Annotated in this window: 16 protein-coding genes; 12 read left to right on the top strand and 4 right to left on the bottom strand. The window is 62.3% G+C overall.

Annotation, left to right across the window (positions count from 1 at the left end; all coding sequences use genetic code 11):
* Nucleotides 1-35: 35 nt before the first annotated feature.
* The 8 genes from mce (at nucleotide 36) to JQ567_RS02785 (ending at nucleotide 8,510) form a co-directional block, all read left to right on the top strand.
* Nucleotides 36-440 (top strand): methylmalonyl-CoA epimerase, encoded by a 405-nt coding sequence (gene mce / locus JQ567_RS02820; RefSeq protein ID WP_192733440.1) that lies wholly within the window; start codon nucleotides 36-38, stop codon nucleotides 438-440.
* 125 nt (nucleotides 441-565) lie between these two features.
* Nucleotides 566-841, top strand: a complete 276-nt coding sequence (locus JQ567_RS02815; RefSeq protein ID WP_212263533.1) for a DUF1467 family protein — start codon at nucleotides 566-568, stop codon at nucleotides 839-841.
* Nucleotides 842-908: 67 nt separating this feature from the next.
* A complete protein-coding gene (locus tag JQ567_RS02810) occupies nucleotides 909-1,256 on the top strand; it encodes a hypothetical protein (protein WP_212437378.1) in 348 nt (115 codons plus the stop codon).
* A gap of 38 nt (nucleotides 1,257-1,294) precedes the next feature.
* Nucleotides 1,295-2,605 carry an S-methyl-5-thioribose kinase gene (mtnK, locus tag JQ567_RS02805; RefSeq protein WP_212437377.1) on the top strand — a complete coding sequence of 437 codons (1,311 nt, stop codon included), beginning with the start codon at nucleotides 1,295-1,297 and terminating at the stop codon, nucleotides 2,603-2,605.
* Nucleotides 2,606-2,808: 203 nt separating this feature from the next.
* A complete protein-coding gene (locus tag JQ567_RS02800) occupies nucleotides 2,809-4,560 on the top strand; it encodes an adenylate/guanylate cyclase domain-containing protein (protein WP_212437376.1) in 1,752 nt (583 codons plus the stop codon).
* Between the two features lie 952 nt (nucleotides 4,561-5,512).
* The gene (locus JQ567_RS02795) at nucleotides 5,513-6,253 is read left to right on the top strand and encodes a response regulator (RefSeq protein WP_212437375.1); all 741 of its coding nucleotides are present in this window, start codon (nucleotides 5,513-5,515) and stop codon (nucleotides 6,251-6,253) included.
* Entirely contained in the window at nucleotides 6,250-7,185 is a 936-nt protein-coding gene (locus tag JQ567_RS02790) for a HAMP domain-containing protein (protein ID WP_212437374.1), read from the top strand. The genes JQ567_RS02795 and JQ567_RS02790 overlap by 4 nt, the downstream gene beginning before the upstream one ends.
* Entirely contained in the window at nucleotides 7,182-8,510 is a 1,329-nt protein-coding gene (locus JQ567_RS02785; RefSeq protein WP_212437373.1) for an ATP-binding protein, read from the top strand. The genes JQ567_RS02790 and JQ567_RS02785 overlap by 4 nt, the downstream gene beginning before the upstream one ends.
* A gap of 133 nt (nucleotides 8,511-8,643) precedes the next feature.
* On the opposite strand, the gene JQ567_RS02780 is transcribed toward JQ567_RS02785, so the two are convergent.
* The 4 genes from JQ567_RS02780 to JQ567_RS02765 all read right to left on the bottom strand — a co-directional run bounded on the left by JQ567_RS02780 (nucleotide 8,644) and on the right by JQ567_RS02765 (nucleotide 12,784).
* Nucleotides 8,644-9,678, bottom strand: coding sequence for an ABC transporter permease (locus JQ567_RS02780; RefSeq protein ID WP_212437372.1), 1,035 nt, complete (start codon nucleotides 9,676-9,678; stop codon nucleotides 8,644-8,646).
* A 12-nt stretch (nucleotides 9,679-9,690) separates the two neighbouring features.
* Nucleotides 9,691-11,193: a sugar ABC transporter ATP-binding protein gene (locus JQ567_RS02775; RefSeq protein WP_212437371.1), complete on the bottom strand. Its 1,503-nt coding sequence runs from the start codon at nucleotides 11,191-11,193 to the stop codon at nucleotides 9,691-9,693.
* A gap of 6 nt (nucleotides 11,194-11,199) precedes the next feature.
* Nucleotides 11,200-12,219, bottom strand: coding sequence for a sugar ABC transporter substrate-binding protein (locus JQ567_RS02770; protein ID WP_212437370.1), 1,020 nt, complete (start codon nucleotides 12,217-12,219; stop codon nucleotides 11,200-11,202).
* Between the two features lie 157 nt (nucleotides 12,220-12,376).
* A complete protein-coding gene (locus JQ567_RS02765; RefSeq protein WP_212437369.1) occupies nucleotides 12,377-12,784 on the bottom strand; it encodes a globin in 408 nt (135 codons plus the stop codon).
* On the opposite strand from JQ567_RS02765, the gene JQ567_RS02760 reads away from it, so the two are divergent.
* From JQ567_RS02760 to JQ567_RS02745, 4 genes are all read left to right on the top strand, one after another.
* Nucleotides 12,692-12,925, top strand: a complete 234-nt coding sequence (locus JQ567_RS02760) for a hypothetical protein (protein WP_212437443.1) — start codon at nucleotides 12,692-12,694, stop codon at nucleotides 12,923-12,925. The genes JQ567_RS02765 and JQ567_RS02760 overlap by 93 nt on opposite strands.
* Nucleotides 12,926-13,288: 363 nt before the next feature.
* Nucleotides 13,289-13,663, top strand: a complete 375-nt coding sequence (locus JQ567_RS02755; RefSeq protein ID WP_212437368.1) for a DUF2946 domain-containing protein — start codon at nucleotides 13,289-13,291, stop codon at nucleotides 13,661-13,663.
* Between the two features lie 93 nt (nucleotides 13,664-13,756).
* Complete coding sequence (locus JQ567_RS02750) at nucleotides 13,757-15,952, top strand: TonB-dependent receptor (protein WP_212437367.1); 2,196 nt, start codon at nucleotides 13,757-13,759, stop codon at nucleotides 15,950-15,952.
* A gap of 96 nt (nucleotides 15,953-16,048) precedes the next feature.
* Complete coding sequence (locus JQ567_RS02745; RefSeq protein WP_212437366.1) at nucleotides 16,049-16,552, top strand: copper chaperone PCu(A)C; 504 nt, start codon at nucleotides 16,049-16,051, stop codon at nucleotides 16,550-16,552.
* The last annotated feature ends 25 nt before the right edge of the window (nucleotides 16,553-16,577 follow it).

Genomic DNA, 16,577 nt, shown 5'->3' with positions numbered 1-16,577 from the left:
GTTCCGCGGAATTGGGTACTAGGGGAGGAGCAACGATGCTGGGCCGGCTCAATCATGTCGCGATCGCGGTCAAGGACGCCGAGAAGGCGGCCAGGATTTATGGCGGCGCGTTCGGCGCCGAAATCTCCGGGGCGGTGCCGCTGCCGGAGCATGGCGTCATCACCGTGTTCGTGACGCTGCCCAACACTAAGATCGAGTTCATCCAGCCGCTCGGCGACGCCTCACCGATCGCCAAATTCGTCGAGCGCAACGCCGACGGCGGCATCCACCACATCTGCTACGACGTGCCCGACATCATTGCGGCGCGCGACAAGCTCATCAGCGAGGGCGCGCGGGTGCTCGGCGACGGCGTGCCCAAGATCGGCGCCCACGGCAAGCCGGTGCTGTTTTTCCATCCGAAGGATTTTTCCGGCGCGCTCGTCGAAATAGAACAGGCCTGAACCAGTATGATCCGGAAAAGTGGACACCGGTTTTCCCTCGCGACAAACGCGGAACGCGTTTGCGCGGAGATCATGCTCAAATGTGAGCATCAGATCATGATCCGATCAAATCGGAGCATGATCTGATGGCCTACAACATCTCGACGATGTTCGCGATCTACTTCGTGTTGTGGTGGGTCGTGCTGTTCGTGACGCTGCCGTTCGGCGTGCGCAGCCAGCACGAGGACGGCGAGGGCGCCCCCGGTACCGATCCCGGCGCGCCGGTCCTGGCGCGGATGGGCCGCAAGCTGATCTGGACCACGATCATATCGGCGGTCATTTTTGCCATCGCGATGTGGGCCTATTATCAGGGATTCTTTAATATCGAGCGGCTGGCCAAGCTGATGGGGACGCCGTTCTAGGGACCAATTGACTACCCAATGCATACAGGCGGCGCGGTGATGGCGCCGGCTTGCCGGGAGAACAGAAATGACTTTCCAACGCATCATGGTCGCGCTGGTGATCCTGCTCGCCGCCGGCCTTGGCGGGTCGTTCTACATGAACTGGAAGACGCTGAACCAGCTTCGAACGGTGAAAGCCTTCGTCGAGCAGGCGGTCTTCCCCGACGCGGTGGTGGCCTGCGAGAAAGCGCAGAGCTCGACGCCGTTCAAATGGACCGGCGGCAAACAGACCGCGGCGATCGGCCTGAATGCGGTCAAGCTCAACAAGGATACCATCATCGCGAGTTACACGCTGGTCGCCGACAGCGTCTATTGCGACTACGATCCGATCAAGAAAAAAGCCGATATCGGTTCCAACTTCCTCGAGCGGGATTGAACCGAAGCTCAGGCGTCAACAACCGGAGGCGACGACCGATGACCGCACGCGAGCGACCGTTGGATATCCCCCGGCCGGACCAATACCGAATTCTGCGCGAAGCCGACCTGCGCGACTATCTCGCGCAGTTTCCCGCGATCGCAAGCCAGCTTGGCGGAGCGCCGGCAACCTGGTCGATCAGCGAGGTCGGCGACGGCAATCTCAACCTCGTCTTCATCGTGCGCGGCGGGGCTGGCAGCATCGCCGTCAAGCAGGCGCTGCCCTATGTGCGCCTGGTCGGCGAGAGCTGGCCGCTGCCGCTGTCGCGTTCGTACTACGAACATCTGGCGCTCACCCATCAGGCCCGGCTGGCGCCCGGGCTGGTGCCGGCGGTGCTCCACCACGATGCGGCGCTTGCCCTGATCGCGATGGAGTTTCTTGAGCCGCATATCATCATGCGCAAGGGGCTGGTCGCCGGAACCAGTTATCCGCGCTTCGTCAACGATATCACGACCTTTCTGGCGCAAACGCTGTTCTTCAGCTCCGATCTCGCGGTCCAGGCCGCGGAGAAGAAGGAGGGCATTGCCGCCTTCGCCGGCAATCATGCGCTGTGCAAGATCACCGAGGACCTGATCTTCACCGACCCCTATCGTGTCGCCGAACAGAACCGCTGGACACAGCCCTGGCTGGACGCGACCGCGGCGCGCTTTCGCGACGACCTCGACCTGCACGTCGCGATCAGCAGGCTCAAGCTGAAGTTCATGGCTTCGCCGGAAGCGCTGATCCACGGCGACCTTCATACCGGCTCGATCATGGTGACCGAGCGCGAGACGCAGGTGATCGATCCCGAATTCGCGTTCTATGGGCCGATGGGGTTCGATATCGGCGCCGTCATCGCAAATCTCCTCATGGGCTATCTGGCCTCCAGCGGCCACGAAACTTCGCCCGGCGATCGGCGCGCCTTCGAAGCGTGGCTGCTGCAGACGGTCGAGGGCGTGTGGACGGAATTCGCGCGAAAATTCGTTGAATTGTGGCGCACCGAAGCGAAGGGCGACGCCTATCCGCCATCGCTGTTTGCCGGCGCTGATGGTGCGGTGCGCCTCGAGGCCGAACGGCAGGCCTATATGGCGCAGCTGTTTGGCGACACCGTCGGGTTTGCCGCGGCCAAGATCATCCGTCGCATCCTCGGTTTGGCGCACAATATCGACTTCGAACTGATCGAGGACCCGAAGCGGCGCGCCGTCTGCGAAGCGCGAAGCCTGCGGCTCGCACGTGCCATGATGGTGGAATCGTCCTCGTTCCCCACGATCGGCGATGTGACGAAAGCGGCACGAGAAATGCGCGACTGGCGGCCGGATTTCGGTGGGTAAGGACTAGCGGCTGGCTAGGGCGTGGTCCACTTCCGCTTTAGGCGCGGATTGCGGACTTGCTGCTGGTTCGACCCGGTTGCGAATGACCCATAACAGACATATGCACCTCCATAAAGGCGGCGGCAGAACCAGATATCCCCCGTGGTGATAGCCGTGCGCTCATTGTGGTACAGTGCCGCAAGCCGTAGCCTGGAGAGCTGTCCATGGCACAGCAGCGGGTCGAACGCAGGCTTGCAGCGATCCTTGCCGCCGATGTGGCTGGTTACAGCCGACTCATGGGCTTGGACGAGGCAGGGACAGCGCGCCGCTTGCGTGACCATCTAGCGGCAATGCGGCCGATCGTCGGAAAGCATGACGGACGGATTGTCAAGACCACGGGCGACGGCGTGCTCATTGAGTTCCCATCGGTGGTGGCAGCGGTCGAATGCGCGATCAAAGTGCAGAAGCTAATGGCCCGACGCAACGCCAAGCTGATCGCGGAACAGCGCGTGCTATTCCGCATCGGCATCAATCTCGGCGAGGTGCTGGTCGAGGGCGATGACATTCTGGGCGATGGTGTCAATATCGCAGCGCGACTCGAAGGAATTGCTGAACCCGGCGGAATCTGCTTGTCGCGTTCCGCATACGAACAGGTCAAGGGTAAGATCGCCGCCCAGTACGCTGATATGGGTGAGCAGCGCTTGAAAAACATCGCTGACCCGGTGCAGGTATTTCGGGTCAACGTCGGCTTGGCCGCTGCGGCGTCGACTCCGCAAACTCTGCCATTGCCGGACAGGCCGTCCATCGTGATTCTGCCTTTCACGAACCTCAGTGACGATCCGGAGCGCGCGTACTTCGCGGACGGCGTCACCGAGGATCTCACCACGGCGCTGTCCCGGCTTCGCTGGCTCTTCGTCATCGCCCGCAACTCGGCCTTTGTCTACAAAGACAAAGCCGTCGATGTGAGGACAATCGCCCGCGATCTGGGCGTGCGCTACGTCCTGGAGGGCAGCGTACGCACGGCTGGCCAGCGCATCCGCATCACGGGCCAGCTCATCGATGGGGAGACGGCCAAGCACATCTGGGCGGAGAAATACGATCGTGAACTGCACGACATCTTCACGGTCCAGGACGAGATCACGGAAAACATCGTTGCCGCGATCGAGCCGCACCTCTACGCCCAGGAGGGCTATCGTGCCACCCGACAGCCGCCTGAAAGCGTCGATGTGTGGGGACTCGTGGTCCGCGCCATCGACCTCATTAACAAGTTTGGCCGCAAGCACAATGAAGAGGCGCAACGCTTGCTGCGCCGCGCCATAGAGATCGACCCGAACTATGCGCGAGCGCACGCCACGCTCAGCTGGGCGATCTGGTGGGCCACGCTCTACTATTACGTTGAAGACCGCTCCGAGGGCTACAGGCAGAGCGCCTTGCACGCCCAGGAGGCGCTGCGCCTCGACCAGAGCGAGCCGTGGGCCCACATGACCGTCGGCCTCAACTTGAGCACCTCCTGCCAACACCAGCGCGCGCTGGCCGAGCACCAGGCCGCCCTCAACCTCAATCCCAGCTTCGCGCTCGCGCGCACGGCTTATGGCTGGGCGTTGTTGCGGGCGGGTCGCTTCGATGATGCGATCGCCGAAACTGCAAAAGCGCTTCGCATGAGCCCATTGGATTCCTTCGCCGGCCTTTACACCACGATCCACGGTTTGGCGTTGCTCGCGGCGCGGCGCTTTGCGGAGGCGCTGCCATATGTCCGGGCATCGGTCGCCGCCGATGCCGAATTCGCTGGGCACTACAATGCGCTCATCAGCTGCTGCGGGCATCTCGGCCTGATCGAAGAGGCGGAGGAATTCACCGCCCGCCGCAACAAGGTCGGGCCACCGCTGAGGGTGGGCGTGCTGCGCAACAATCTGCGCGGCTTCGCCCATTGCGAGGTGTTCGCGGAGGGCTTGATCAAGGCCGGCATTCCCGAATAGGCGGCGTCCTTCAAGATATGATCGACAAAGATATCAGCTCGGCGAAAGCCCTCGGCCAAGTTCGCCCGTTGCAAGCGCGCGCTCCGGCGCCGATCCGGAACACTGGACTAGCGACGTCCTGATCGCTTGAGTTCGGCGACCTGAGGCTTCTCTCCGGCCAACTTCCCCCCGGCGAGCAAGCTGCTGCAATACCACCAGACTCCACGATCGTTCGCACCCAAAAACAGGTGGGTTTGCCTGCACTCCTCATAGGTTTTGTGGTTGCGCACGTTTCTGCACGTTGGCGAAAAAAGAAACTCACTCGCCGACGCGGAGCATCCATTCCAGGGTTGGTTGCCGTACTTGAAACTTGTTTGGTAACCATCGGTGTAGTTGCTGGAAGTTCTCTCAAGTGCCGCAAATTTCGCCATTACTGAACCTGGCGCAGCCGATGGCGCCTGAACGCTTGGCGATGTCTGGCGAGATGCAACTGTGTTTGCCACCCGAGCGGACCTTTGTGGCCTTACCACCGGCCGATGCGGCCTTGCCGCCTGCCTCGGCGCGTCGACCGTGATGGTAGGAAGCGGGGTGGCGGAGCCTGTTGCGGTTTGCGACATTGCCGTACCGGTCGGGCCGCACAACAACGCAGTTGACAGGATAGCGACAGCTGAGGGCGCGAATAGGCTTGACGACATTCTCATGAGACGTTCTCCCAAATCCGGACATTAATGCCGTCCCAGGACGGCGCGGGCGCGCTCAATTTGGCCTCGGCGGGCAAGGCGAGCATGTCCTTGTCCAGGTTCATCGACATCGCCTCCAAAAAAGACGAGAAGCCCCACTGGAAGTGTCCGATGTATCTCGCGAATTTCCGCTTGTGCCCGTTTTGAAACTTTCCATGTCGGGCCGGCGGGTCGATACATTACGTTACAAAATAGGATGTCGCTTGCCTCGCCGGTTGGGTACTATGGCGTGTATGGGCAATTCGGACCACATTCTCGTCGTCGACGATGACTTGGGTTTGCGCGAACTGCTGGACCGATATTTTGTCGGCAACGGCTATCGGGTCACTACGGTGGCCAACGGCCGGCAGATGCGCGAGGTTCTCGCAAACCACCGGGTCGATCTGATCGTGCTTGACCTCATGCTGCCCGGGGACGACGGCCTCACGCTCTGTCGCAACTTGCGCGCAAATCAACCCTATGACATTCCGATCCTGATGCTGACGGCGCGCGGCGATGAAGCAGATCGTATCGTCGGCCTTGAGATGGGGGCGGACGACTATCTCACGAAGCCGTTTGCCCCGCGCGAGCTGCTCGCACGAATCCGCTCGGTTTTGCGCAGGGCCGAGATGCTGCCCCGCAACCTTGCGGCATCGGAAAAAGCCCGCCTCTTTCGCTTCGGCGAATGGAAGTTCGATACGACCGGGCGTTTCCTGGTCGACTCCAACGAAACCGTGGTCTCGTTGAGTGGCGCCGAATACCGATTGTTGCGCGTGTTTCTTGATCACCCTCAACATGTCCTCAATCGCGATCAGCTGCTCGACCTGACGCAAGGCCGTGAGACCGAAGTCTACGATCGGTCAATCGACCTTCTTGTCAGCCGCCTTCGCCAGCGATTGCGCGACGACGCCCGGGAGCCGTCCTACATCAAGACGGTGCGCAGCGAAGGCTACGTCTTTGCAGTCTCCGTCGAGGCATTGCCGGAGCCGTCATGAGCGCCCGTTTTCGGCGTATGGCGGCGCGTCTTTGGCCGGGCTCCCTGTTCGGCCGGCTGGCGATGATCCTGTTTTCCGGCCTTGTAGCTGCACATGTGCTGGCCTTCGTTTTGATTGTCCTCGACCACATGGCTATCGAAGACGAACTGGGGAATAAATTTGCTGCCGTGGACATCGCGGACTCGGTCGCTATCCTGGACTACGTCAAGCCTGAAGAAAGACCCGCTTGGCTCGACCGCCTCTCTCGACTGCACTATCGATACGTTCTCAGAGATGGGGGAGAGCTGGAAGCGGAGCCACCCAAACGACGGCAAGCAAACATCGCGCGTTTGCGGGCCCTGCTGGGGCCCGCCTACGAGGCGAATTTTGTCTACTTCGATCCACCGACGCGATCGCGACGGGGCATACTCATGCATCTGAAGGACGGTAGCCCGCTGACGCTCGAGATCTTCTGGCAGGGGGCAACCATTTCGCCATGGTTGCCGGCGGCGCTCGCCGTTCAACTCTGTATTATCGCATTCTTCGTCTGGCTTGCCGTAAAGCTCGCGACGCAACCGCTGGCGCGCCTGGAGCACGCGGCCAACAGCCTGGGTTCGGATTTGCGCGGTGAGCCGCTCCCGGAGGATGGTCCGAAGGAAGTGGCGCGCGCCGCTACCGCGTTCAACGCCATGCAGCGCCGCATTGCCGAGCAGGTCGCGGAACGGATCCAGATTCTGGCGGCGATCTCGCACGATCTTCAGACTCCGATCACGCGCATGCGGCTGCGCGCTGATTTCCTGGGTGACAGCGATGCCAAGGAAAAGCTGCAGGGCGACCTGCAGGAAATGCAGACGCTCGTCAAACAGGGTCTTGCCCTGGCGCGGGAGTACGACGACATTGGCCCCGGGGCCACCGCGCATGTCGCCGTCGAAGCATTGCGGGAGCCGTCATGAGCGCCCGTTTTCGGCGTACGGCGGCGCGTCTTTGGCCGGACTCACTGTTCCGCCGGCTGGCGATCATCCTGTTCGGCGGTCTCCTGGCTGCACATGTGCTGTCCTTTGGTCTGGTTGCCTTTAATGTCTTCGGCCTCAGCCGCGAGATAGGGGATGACTATTTCATCAGGTACATCGCGACCGCGGTCGCTATCCTCGACCGGGTCAAGCCCGAAGAACGGTCCGCCTGGCTCGAACGCCTCAGTCGACCTACATATCGGTACGTTCTCGGAGATGGGGGAGAGATAGAAGCGGCGCCACCCAAACGACGACAAGAGAGCCTGGCGCGTTTGAGGGCCATGCTAGGGGCCGGCCACGACGCGAAATCTATCTTCTACCTCGATCCACTGAATCGACGGCGGCTGGGCTGGCTCGTTCACCTGAAGGACGGCAGCCCGTTGATGGTCGAATTCGTCGCACAGAGGACGGTGATTTCGCCCTGGTTGCCCACGGCGTTCGCCGTTCAACTCTTTGCTCTCGCATTCCTCACCTGGATTGCCGTGAAGCTCGCGACACAACCGCTGGTGCGCCTCGAGCGCGCGGCCAACAGCCTGGGTTCGGATCTGCGCGGCGAGTTGCTCCCGGAGGATGGTCCGAAGGAAGTGGCGCGCGCCGCTACCGCATTCAACGCCATGCAGCGACGCATTGCCGGGCAGGCTGTGGAGCGGATCCAGATTCTGGCGGGGATAGCGCGCCGTCTTCAGACTCCGATCACGCGCATGCGGCTGCGCGCTGATTTCCTGGGTGACAGCGACGCCAAGGAAAGGCTGCAGGGCGACCTGCAGGAAATGCAGACGCTCGTCAAGCAGGGTCTTGCCCTGGCCCGCGGACGCGACGAGCTCAGCAAGCAGCGGTGTCAGACCGACCTGCATGCCCTTATCGACAGCCTCGTCTGCGACTATTCCGACGCCGGAAAATCTCTTCGCTTTTCCGGAGAACGCGGGGTGACGATTCTCACGCACCCGCAGGCCTTGCGCCGCATCATGATCAACTTGATCGATAACGGCCTGAAATTCGGCGAGGATGTCGAAGTCGCCATCGATGCGCAGCGGTCGAACGGCATCACGATCACCGTATCGGACCGGGGCCCCGGTATTCCCGACGAGCATCTGAAGTCGGTATTCTTGCCGTTTTATCGGGTCGAGGCTTCGCGCAATCGCGAAACCGGCGGCACCGGGCTTGGCCTTGCCATCGCCCAGCAACTTGCCAGCGCGCTTCGCGGGACGCTCACGCTCGCCAATCGTGATGGCGGCGGATTGGAAGCGCGCCTCGAATTTTTGCGCTGACAATACGATGACTTTGACGCGGATGATTTCGTGGCGAGATGACCGACCCGTCGCGTCCACGGGACGCAATGCGGACTCTGGCAAAATGTCTGCCCTCGGCAGATTTATGGCTTCACGGGCTAAAACGCCGGCGTCATTCCACCGACCGCTCCCGCAGCTTCTGCGCATAGACGTTGATCACCAGCGCCGCGAGCAGGATGAGGCCGCGGATCAGGATCTTCAGGAAGCTGTCGATGTTGACGTGGTCGAGGCCGTTGTTGAGGACGCCGAGCACGAACAGGCCGACGATGGTGTTGCCGATGCCGCCGCGGCCGCCGAACAGGCTGGTACCGCCGACCACGACGGCGGCGATCGAGTCGAGCAGGTAGGTGTCGAACTCGTTCTGCTGCGCGCTGCCGAAATGGGCGACGCCGAGCATGCCGCCGATCCCCGAGCAGACCGCCGAAATCACCATCACGCTGCCGAGGATGAGCTTGACGTTGAGCCCGGAATACTCCGCCGCCTCGCGGTTGCCGCCGACCATGTAAACATAGCGGCCGAAGCGCGTATAGGTCAGCACCAGATGGCCGCCGAGCAGCATCAGCGCGGCCACGATCACGATCCATGGGACACCGCCGATCGATCCCGATCCGAGCGTCGTGATCACGTCGGGCACCTTGTAGGCGATCTGGCCGCGCACCAGCAGCGCGGAAATGCCGGCGGCGATCTGCATCATCGCCAGCGTCATGATGAAGGAAGGAATGCCGATCACGGTGAGGCCGAACGCGTTGACGACGCCGAGCAGGGCGCAGAGCGCGAGCGCCAGCATGACCGCCGCCCAGCCCGGCATCGGCACGTTGGCGATGTTCACATAGGATTCCTGCAGCGTGAAATAGGCGACCGCGATGCCGGTGACGTTGGCGATGCTGGCGATCGACAGGTCGATCTCGGCGCACAGGATCACGAAGGTGAGGCCGACGGCGATGATGCCGGTCACCGAAACCTGGGTCAGGATATTGCCGAAATTGTCGAGCGTCGCAAACGATGGACTCGCGGCGGCAAAAAAGCCGGTAAGGCAGATCAGCGTCAGGAATGGCGCGATGTTGCGCATCTGCGAACGCAGGAACCTGCCGACGCTGCGCGGCCGCTTGCGATCCGCCGGGACTGTCGCGCTTTCACTGCTCGCCATTCAAACTTCTCCTCAAGCCGCTTGCAGCAGACGGTCCTTGCTGACCATCTCGTGAGCGAATTCGCGCACCACCGCGCCGCGCTTCAGGACGATGATGCGGTCGGCGAGCGACAGGACCGTCTCCGGTTCGGTCGAAAGCACGATCACGGCCAGTCCCTTGGCGCGCAGATCTCTGACGATGTTGATGACGTCGTTCTTGGCGCCGACGTCCATGCCGCGCGTCGGCTCGCACAGCACCAAGAGGCGCGGTGGATAGCTCAGCCATTTGGCCAGCGCCACCTTCTGCTGATTGCCGCCGGACAGCATGCCGAGTTCGAGTTCGACGGTCGCGGGCCTGATCTGCAACTGCTCGACCTGCCGGGTGGCGATCGACCGCTCGCGCGCAGGCTTGAGCAACAGCGCGGAAATCCGGCCCAGCACGCTGATCGAGATGTTCTTGTAGACCGGCTCCTGGTGGAACAGCATGGAGCGGCGGCTCTCGGGGACGAAGGCGACGCCGGCGTGCCGCGCCGCCGCCGTGCTGGCGAAGGACTTGGGTTCGCCGCCCACGATCAGCGTGCCGCGGTCGGGCTTGATCTTGCCAAACAGGATCCGCGCCAGCTCGAGCTGCCCGCATCCCATGAAGCCGTAGATGCCCAGGACTTCGCCGCCGCGGGCCTCGAACGAGACGTCCTGCAGGCTGCGCGCGAGCGTGAGTTCGTCTGCCTTCAGCACCGCCGGACGGTCGGTCGGCGGTGGCAGCATGATGTCGTCGGTATAGGTCTCGCCCAGCGCCTCGCTGCCCTTGCCGATCATGGCTTCGATCAGCGCCGCCTTGCTGGTCGCGGCGGATTCCGTCTCGGCGACTTTCCGGCCGTTGCGGAACACCGTCACGGTGTCGGAGACGCGCAGGATGTCCTCGATGAAATGCGAGATGAAGACGATGGCGCAGCCCTCGTCGCGCAGCCGCCGCAGCGTCGCGAACAGGCGCTCGACCTCGGGCGGCGAGAGGGCGGAGGTCGGCTCGTCGAGAATGACGATGCGGGCGCCCGAGAACAGCACGCGGGCGATCTCGATCAGCTGCTGCATGCCGATCGGCAGATCGCCGAGCCGCGACATTGGATCGACGTCGATGCCGAATTTGGCGAGCTGCTCGCCGGCCTCGCGCGCCATGCGCCGCCACTGCACGAGGCCGAAGCGGTTCGTCGGCTGGGTGCCGAGAAAGACGTTTTCGGCCACCGACAGGTCGGGAGCCACGCTCAGCTCCTGATGCACCATGGCGATGCCGGCCGCATGCGCGTCGCGGGTCGAGCGGAAACGGGTGTCCCGCCCGTCCAGCGTGAAGTGGCCGGAGAATTCCGGATGCACGCCGGCGATGATCTTCATCAGCGTGCTTTTTCCTGCGCCGTTTTCGCCGACGAGACCGTGGATCTCGCCGGCGAACAACGCAAAATCAACACCCCGAAGCGCCTCGACGCCGCCGAAGGCTTTGGTAATGCCTCGCAGTTCGAGGATGGGTGCGCGTTCCGGAATCATCAGGCTTCAGATCAGGAAATGATTCTCCATCCACTGCATGCCCGCGGCGTTGGCCTTGGTCACGACCGGGCCGTCCGTTATCACGTGCTTCGGAATGCCCTGACCGCTCTTTTCGCCCCCGGTCACCGCGGCGACGCCCGCGACGATGGCGCCGCCATGGATACGGCACGAGGGATTGCGGACGGTGGCGAACATCCGGCCTTCGCTGACCGCCTGGATCGCCGGCGGCATGGCGTCGACCCCGCCGATCAGGATATTGGTGCGGTTGCGCGCCTTCATGATGTTGTAGGCGGCGAGCGCCATGTCGTCATTGTGGAAGAAGGCGGCGTCGATCTGCGGGTATTTTGTCAAGTACGTCTCCCACAGACGCGCCGTCTTGGACACGTCCCAATCCGCCGGCTGGGTGTCGAGCACCTCGATGTTCGGGAATTGCTTCACGACGGAGGTAAAGCCCTTGGCGCGGCCTTGCGCGCCGGTGTGGCCGAGCGCGCCCTGGGTCATGATGATCTTGCCCTTGCCGCCCATGGCGTTGCAGAGCGCCTGCGTCACCGAAGCGCCCATGAATTCATTGTCGGGGGCGAGGAAGGAGTGGACGTTGATCTGGTCGAGCGGTGCGATCAGCGTGTCCATGTCGATGACCGGGGTGCCGGCGCTGATCATCTTCTGCACCGGCTGGGTCAGGGTGCCGATGCCGAACGCCTGGATGGCGACGAAATCCCACTTCTGCGACGCCATGTTGTCGATCGCGGCGCGCTGCTTGACGGCATCGAGCTGGCCGTCGAACCAGGTGACCTCGACGTTGAACAGCTTGCCCCACCATTCCGCGGCCTGCTTGCCCTGCGCGCACCAGGTGGCCTGCAGGCCGGCGTTGGAGAACGCGGCCTTCAGCGGTTTTTCGGAACGTGCGGCCTGCGCGAGCGCGGGGCTCACCCCCAAGCCGCCGAACAGCGCGGTCGCTGCGCCGGCGAACGCCGCCGACTGAAGAAGATCACGCCTGGTCGTAGAGGATTTGTCCGTCCCTGACATTGCTTGCTCCCTCGCTTTCATTTTTATGACCGAGGGCGTTGCACGCACCGCGGATGCCGGCAGTGTCTCACACTCGCCGCGCACGCGCCACCCGTTCGCTGATCACGTCATTGCTGAGGGTGCAGAAATCGATCAAGCAAGTCGAGCGGAAGCCATCCTAGCTTGTGCGCTGCAAGACCAGCTGCTCGATCTCGTCGAGCAATTTCCGCCATGCAGCATCGATCTCAGTCGACCAGTCCTGATCGAGGATTTCGCGCAGGGTCCCGGCGATCACACCGAAGAATGCGATGAACAGGTCGCGCGGCGTACCGTAGGCGTCGTGCGAGGAAATCTCGCACTCGATCATGCGGAAGTGGCCGGTGCGGGGACCTGCGAAATCCAGGATCGCATCGATCGTCAGCGCCAGCATCGAGCCCTTGACGAGTTCGCTGCCCTCGGTCCGGAACATCGTTTGTGTTTCGGGATGTGCGCTGTGCAGGCGCTCATACACCAATGGCGTCAGATCCGCGCAGCGCTCGGCGGCGATCTCAAAGCTGCGCAGAATCGGATTGGAGGACGCGATCATCTGGCGTACGCGATCTGGAGATTCTTCGAACGGCTCAGGAAGATGATCGCAGAAAAAGAAAAAAAAGAGCAGGGCACGGAGCCCTGCTCAAAAATTGTGTCGACCCTTTTACCTCGAAAATTTGGGTTTGATCTTGATTGACGAGGCGACGCTGCTTGTGCGCGTCAGGGCTCCTCCCGAGACTTGGACCACCAGACTTCAACCTTTCGGCCAGCCTGAGCCAGCACATGTAGACTATCTTTTTCCACTTGTCACCATTTTCAGCAACGATTGTTCAAAATTCCAGCAATCTGCGAAATGATTGGAATTGCACCACTATTCCTTGTGGCGCAGGGTGAGTACCCGTACTGGGTCACGGGCGCGGAGGGCCGGAATCGCCGCCTCAATCGGCTGGAACGCATCCAAAACGCCGGGTTATTTGCGCAACACAAGCGGATAAACCGGAAACCCGATCTCGACTTCGGACTCTCCCGGTGATTAGTTCTTGACCCGGATGGGTTTGCGATGCGCGCGCGGCTGAAAAATTTCCTACCCATAGTCCTGATCGCCCTGATGGTGCAGATTTTCGCACCGATCGGCGCGTGCTGGGCGGCCAGTATCGCGGCCTCCGACCCGCTCGCCGCGGCCGTGATCTGTCACGGCAATGCAGATGCCTCCACCGGCCAGAGCGACCAGACCGGGCATCGCGCGCACGATGGTTGCTGTTCGGTCTGCAGCGTGCTCCAGACCGGTGCACCGGTCGATGTACCGCAAACCGCCGACGCCGTTGTCTTCGAACGCCAGCACGCGCGCGTGGTCTGGGTCGAATTCACAACGGAGCGGTTCGGTTCCCGCGCCGGCTCGCACGCGCAAGCGCGCGCGCCTCCGTCCATTTCCTGACCTTTCGAACATCCGAACGATCGGTGCGGCCTCGGCTGCGCTGATCGCTGCAGTTCATTAACCGGCCGCGAGAGCCGGTGTCAGGAATACCACATGTTTCGCTATCATCTGCCCGCGGGCGCGCTTGCTTGCGTCGCGGTTTTTGCATCAGTTCCGACGGTTGCTCAAACCAATACGCAAACTTCGCTTCCGCCCGTCACCGTGGATGCCCCAACGCCGCAGCGGACAATTTCAGTTCGTGCACCGCAGCGCAATGCGGCGCGCGCGGCGCGGGCGTCTCGCATCCGAAATCCGGCCCCGGCTGCGCCGCCGGTTGCAAACGAACAGGCGAGGGGCCCCGCGCTGACGGTTCTCACGGTGCAACAGGCGATCCGCGATATTCAGCAGACCCCGGGCGGCGTCGCGCTCGTTCCGGCCGAGGCTTACCGGAATTCGACCGTCGCCAATACGATCAAGGATGTTCTCGATTACGTCCCCGGCGTCTTCGCGCAGCCCAAATGGGGCGACGATACGCGGCTCTCGATCCGCGGTTCCGGTCTGTCGCGTAACTTCCATCTGCGCGGCGTCCAGCTCTACATGGACGGGATCCCGATCAATACGGCTGACGGCTACGGCGATTTCCAGGAAATCGATCCGACCGCTTACAAGTATGTGGAAGTCTTCAAAGGCGGAAATGCCTTGCGGTTTGGCGCGAACTCCCTGGGCGGGGCCATCAATTTCGTCACGCCTGATGGTCGCGACCCGTTCGTGAACGGCGTGAGTGTCGATGGCGGCGCTTTCGGGTTTCGCCGGCTGCAGGCAAACGCGGGCGGCGCCAACGGGCCCTGGGACGGTTTCGTGACCGCATCGACCCAGGCCGCGGACGGCTTTCGCTATCACAGCAATGGTCAGGCGACGCGCGTCAGCGGCAATGTCGGCTACCAGTTCTCGCCCGATTTCGAGACGCGCTTCTATGTGAACGCCAATCAGGTCCGGCAACGCATTCCCGGCACTGTTACCAAGGCATCGGCACTCACGTCGCCCGAGACGGCCGCGCCGAACAACATCCTGATGGACCAACAGCGCAACATCGATACGGTGCGGCTGGCGAACAAGACGACCATCCGGTTTGAGGACACCGTCGTTGATTTCGGCGTGTTCGGCGTCGACCGCCATTTGATGCATCCCATCTTCCAGTGGCTGGACTATCGCTACAAGGATTATGGCGGCTTTGCCCGCTTCACCGATGACCGCAACATCGGCGGCTTCCGCAACGTTCTCGTCGCCGGCGTCAATGTCATCAACGGCAGTATCGACAACCAGCAATTTGCCAACATCGCCGGACAGAAGGGGGCGCTGCTGTCTTCGTCGGTCGACAAATCCCGGAACACCTCGATCTATGTCCAGGACTCGTTCTACTTCCTGCCGACGATGGCGGCCGTCGGTGGCGCGCAGTTCCTGTACGCCACGCGCGACCGTCGCGACCGCTTTCTCAGCGACGGCGATCAGTCGGGGCGGACGGAATTCAACCTGTGGAGCCCCAAGGCCGGCCTGCTGTGGGACATCGATCCGACCTGGCAGGCCTACGCCAACATCTCGCGCAGCGCCGAAGTGCCGAGCTTCGGCGAAAGCGCGAATGTGCCGGGCGTCGCGGTCATCCCATTCACCAGCATCCGGCCGCAGCGGGCAACCACCTATGAAATCGGCACCCGCGGGCGGCGCCCGGATTTGACCTGGGAACTGACCGGCTATCGCGCCGACATCAAGGACGAACTGCTGTGCCTCTACAGCGCGTTCGGCAATTGCAACGTGACGAACGCCAACCGGACCTTTCATCAGGGAATCGAAGCCGGTTTGGGCGCAGCTGTATTCAAGGGGCTGTTCGTCCCCGGCAATGCGCCAGACAAGATCTGGTTCAATCTCGCTTACACCTACAACGATTTCCGCTTCGACAACGATCCGGTCTTCGGCAACAACATCTTGCCGGGCGCGCCCGCACACTATGTTCGCGCCGAGGTGCTTTATAAGCACCCCAACGGCTTCTACATCGGACCGAACCTCGAATGGGTGCCGCAGTCCTACTATGTCGATAGCGCGAACACGCTGAAGACCGAGCCCTATGCGATCTGGGGCCTGAAGGCGGGCGTGGACAATGGCGGGACCTATTCGATGTATGTCGAAGCCAGAAATATCGCCAACAAGGCCTATATCGCGTCCGCCAGCATCATCGACAGGGCAAATCCGGCCTCGCCGTTGTTCGAGCCGGGCACTGGCCGCGCGGTATATGCCGGCGTAAAAGCGCGTTGGTGATCGATGACCGTCCCGGTGCGAACGATTCGCTCCGGGATGGTCTTGCACGGGATTCCGATCGTGGGCACGGGCGGCTGAAAACCAGGGAAGAATACAATGAACTGCTACATTCGAACCATTGTCGGCGTCGCATTGTCGGCGACGCTTTTCGCCGCGCCTTTGCGCGCGCAAGACGCCAAGGTTGGCGATCTCGTGATCACGCAAGCCTGGAGCCGCGCCACACCGGGCGGTGCCAAGATCGCGGGCGGATACCTCACCATCGAGAACAAGGGCTCGACATCAGATCGGCTGATCAAGGGCGCGGCTGATATCTCCGGCAAGATCGAGGTCCACGAGATGGCGATGAACAATGGCGTGATGACGATGCGCTCGCTCGACAAGGGGCTCGCCATCGAACCCGGCAAGACCGTAAAACTCGCGCCGGGCGGCTATCATCTGATGCTGATGGATCTCAAGGGCCCGCTCAAGCAAGGCGACAAGGTACCGCTAACGCTCGAGTTCGAAAAAGCGGGCAAGGTGACGCTGTCGCTCGACGTGCAGGGTGTCGGCGCCCAGGCGCCCGCGCATGATCATTCGGGTCATTCCGGCATGAAGAAGTAACGGCGATGGAAAGCGGTTCAATTTC

It is taken from the genome of Bradyrhizobium sp. AUGA SZCCT0431, assembly GCF_018131065.1.
In the GTDB taxonomy this organism is placed as follows: Bacteria; Pseudomonadota; Alphaproteobacteria; order Rhizobiales; family Xanthobacteraceae; genus Bradyrhizobium.
Note: the sequence above shows the minus strand (reverse complement) of the source record. Positions and strands in the feature narration are given on the sequence as shown.

Excerpts from the sequence above, each read along its gene's own strand:
- mce (WP_192733440.1), top strand. The coding sequence starts at position 36 with ATGCTGGGCCGGCTCAATCATGTCGCGATCGCGGTCAAGGACGCCGAG.
- JQ567_RS02815 (WP_212263533.1), top strand. The coding sequence starts at position 566 with ATGGCCTACAACATCTCGACGATGTTCGCGATCTACTTCGTGTTGTGG.
- JQ567_RS02810 (WP_212437378.1), top strand. The coding sequence starts at position 909 with ATGACTTTCCAACGCATCATGGTCGCGCTGGTGATCCTGCTCGCCGCC.
- mtnK (WP_212437377.1), top strand. The coding sequence starts at position 1,295 with ATGACCGCACGCGAGCGACCGTTGGATATCCCCCGGCCGGACCAATAC.
- JQ567_RS02800 (WP_212437376.1), top strand. The coding sequence starts at position 2,809 with ATGGCACAGCAGCGGGTCGAACGCAGGCTTGCAGCGATCCTTGCCGCC.
- JQ567_RS02795 (WP_212437375.1), top strand. The coding sequence starts at position 5,513 with ATGGGCAATTCGGACCACATTCTCGTCGTCGACGATGACTTGGGTTTG.
- JQ567_RS02790 (WP_212437374.1), top strand. The coding sequence starts at position 6,250 with ATGAGCGCCCGTTTTCGGCGTATGGCGGCGCGTCTTTGGCCGGGCTCC.
- JQ567_RS02785 (WP_212437373.1), top strand. The coding sequence starts at position 7,182 with ATGAGCGCCCGTTTTCGGCGTACGGCGGCGCGTCTTTGGCCGGACTCA.
- JQ567_RS02780 (WP_212437372.1), bottom strand. The coding sequence starts at position 9,678 with ATGGCGAGCAGTGAAAGCGCGACAGTCCCGGCGGATCGCAAGCGGCCG.
- JQ567_RS02775 (WP_212437371.1), bottom strand. The coding sequence starts at position 11,193 with ATGATTCCGGAACGCGCACCCATCCTCGAACTGCGAGGCATTACCAAA.
- JQ567_RS02770 (WP_212437370.1), bottom strand. The coding sequence starts at position 12,219 with ATGTCAGGGACGGACAAATCCTCTACGACCAGGCGTGATCTTCTTCAG.
- JQ567_RS02765 (WP_212437369.1), bottom strand. The coding sequence starts at position 12,784 with ATGATCGCGTCCTCCAATCCGATTCTGCGCAGCTTTGAGATCGCCGCC.
- JQ567_RS02755 (WP_212437368.1), top strand. The coding sequence starts at position 13,289 with ATGCGCGCGCGGCTGAAAAATTTCCTACCCATAGTCCTGATCGCCCTG.
- JQ567_RS02750 (WP_212437367.1), top strand. The coding sequence starts at position 13,757 with ATGTTTCGCTATCATCTGCCCGCGGGCGCGCTTGCTTGCGTCGCGGTT.
- JQ567_RS02745 (WP_212437366.1), top strand. The coding sequence starts at position 16,049 with ATGAACTGCTACATTCGAACCATTGTCGGCGTCGCATTGTCGGCGACG.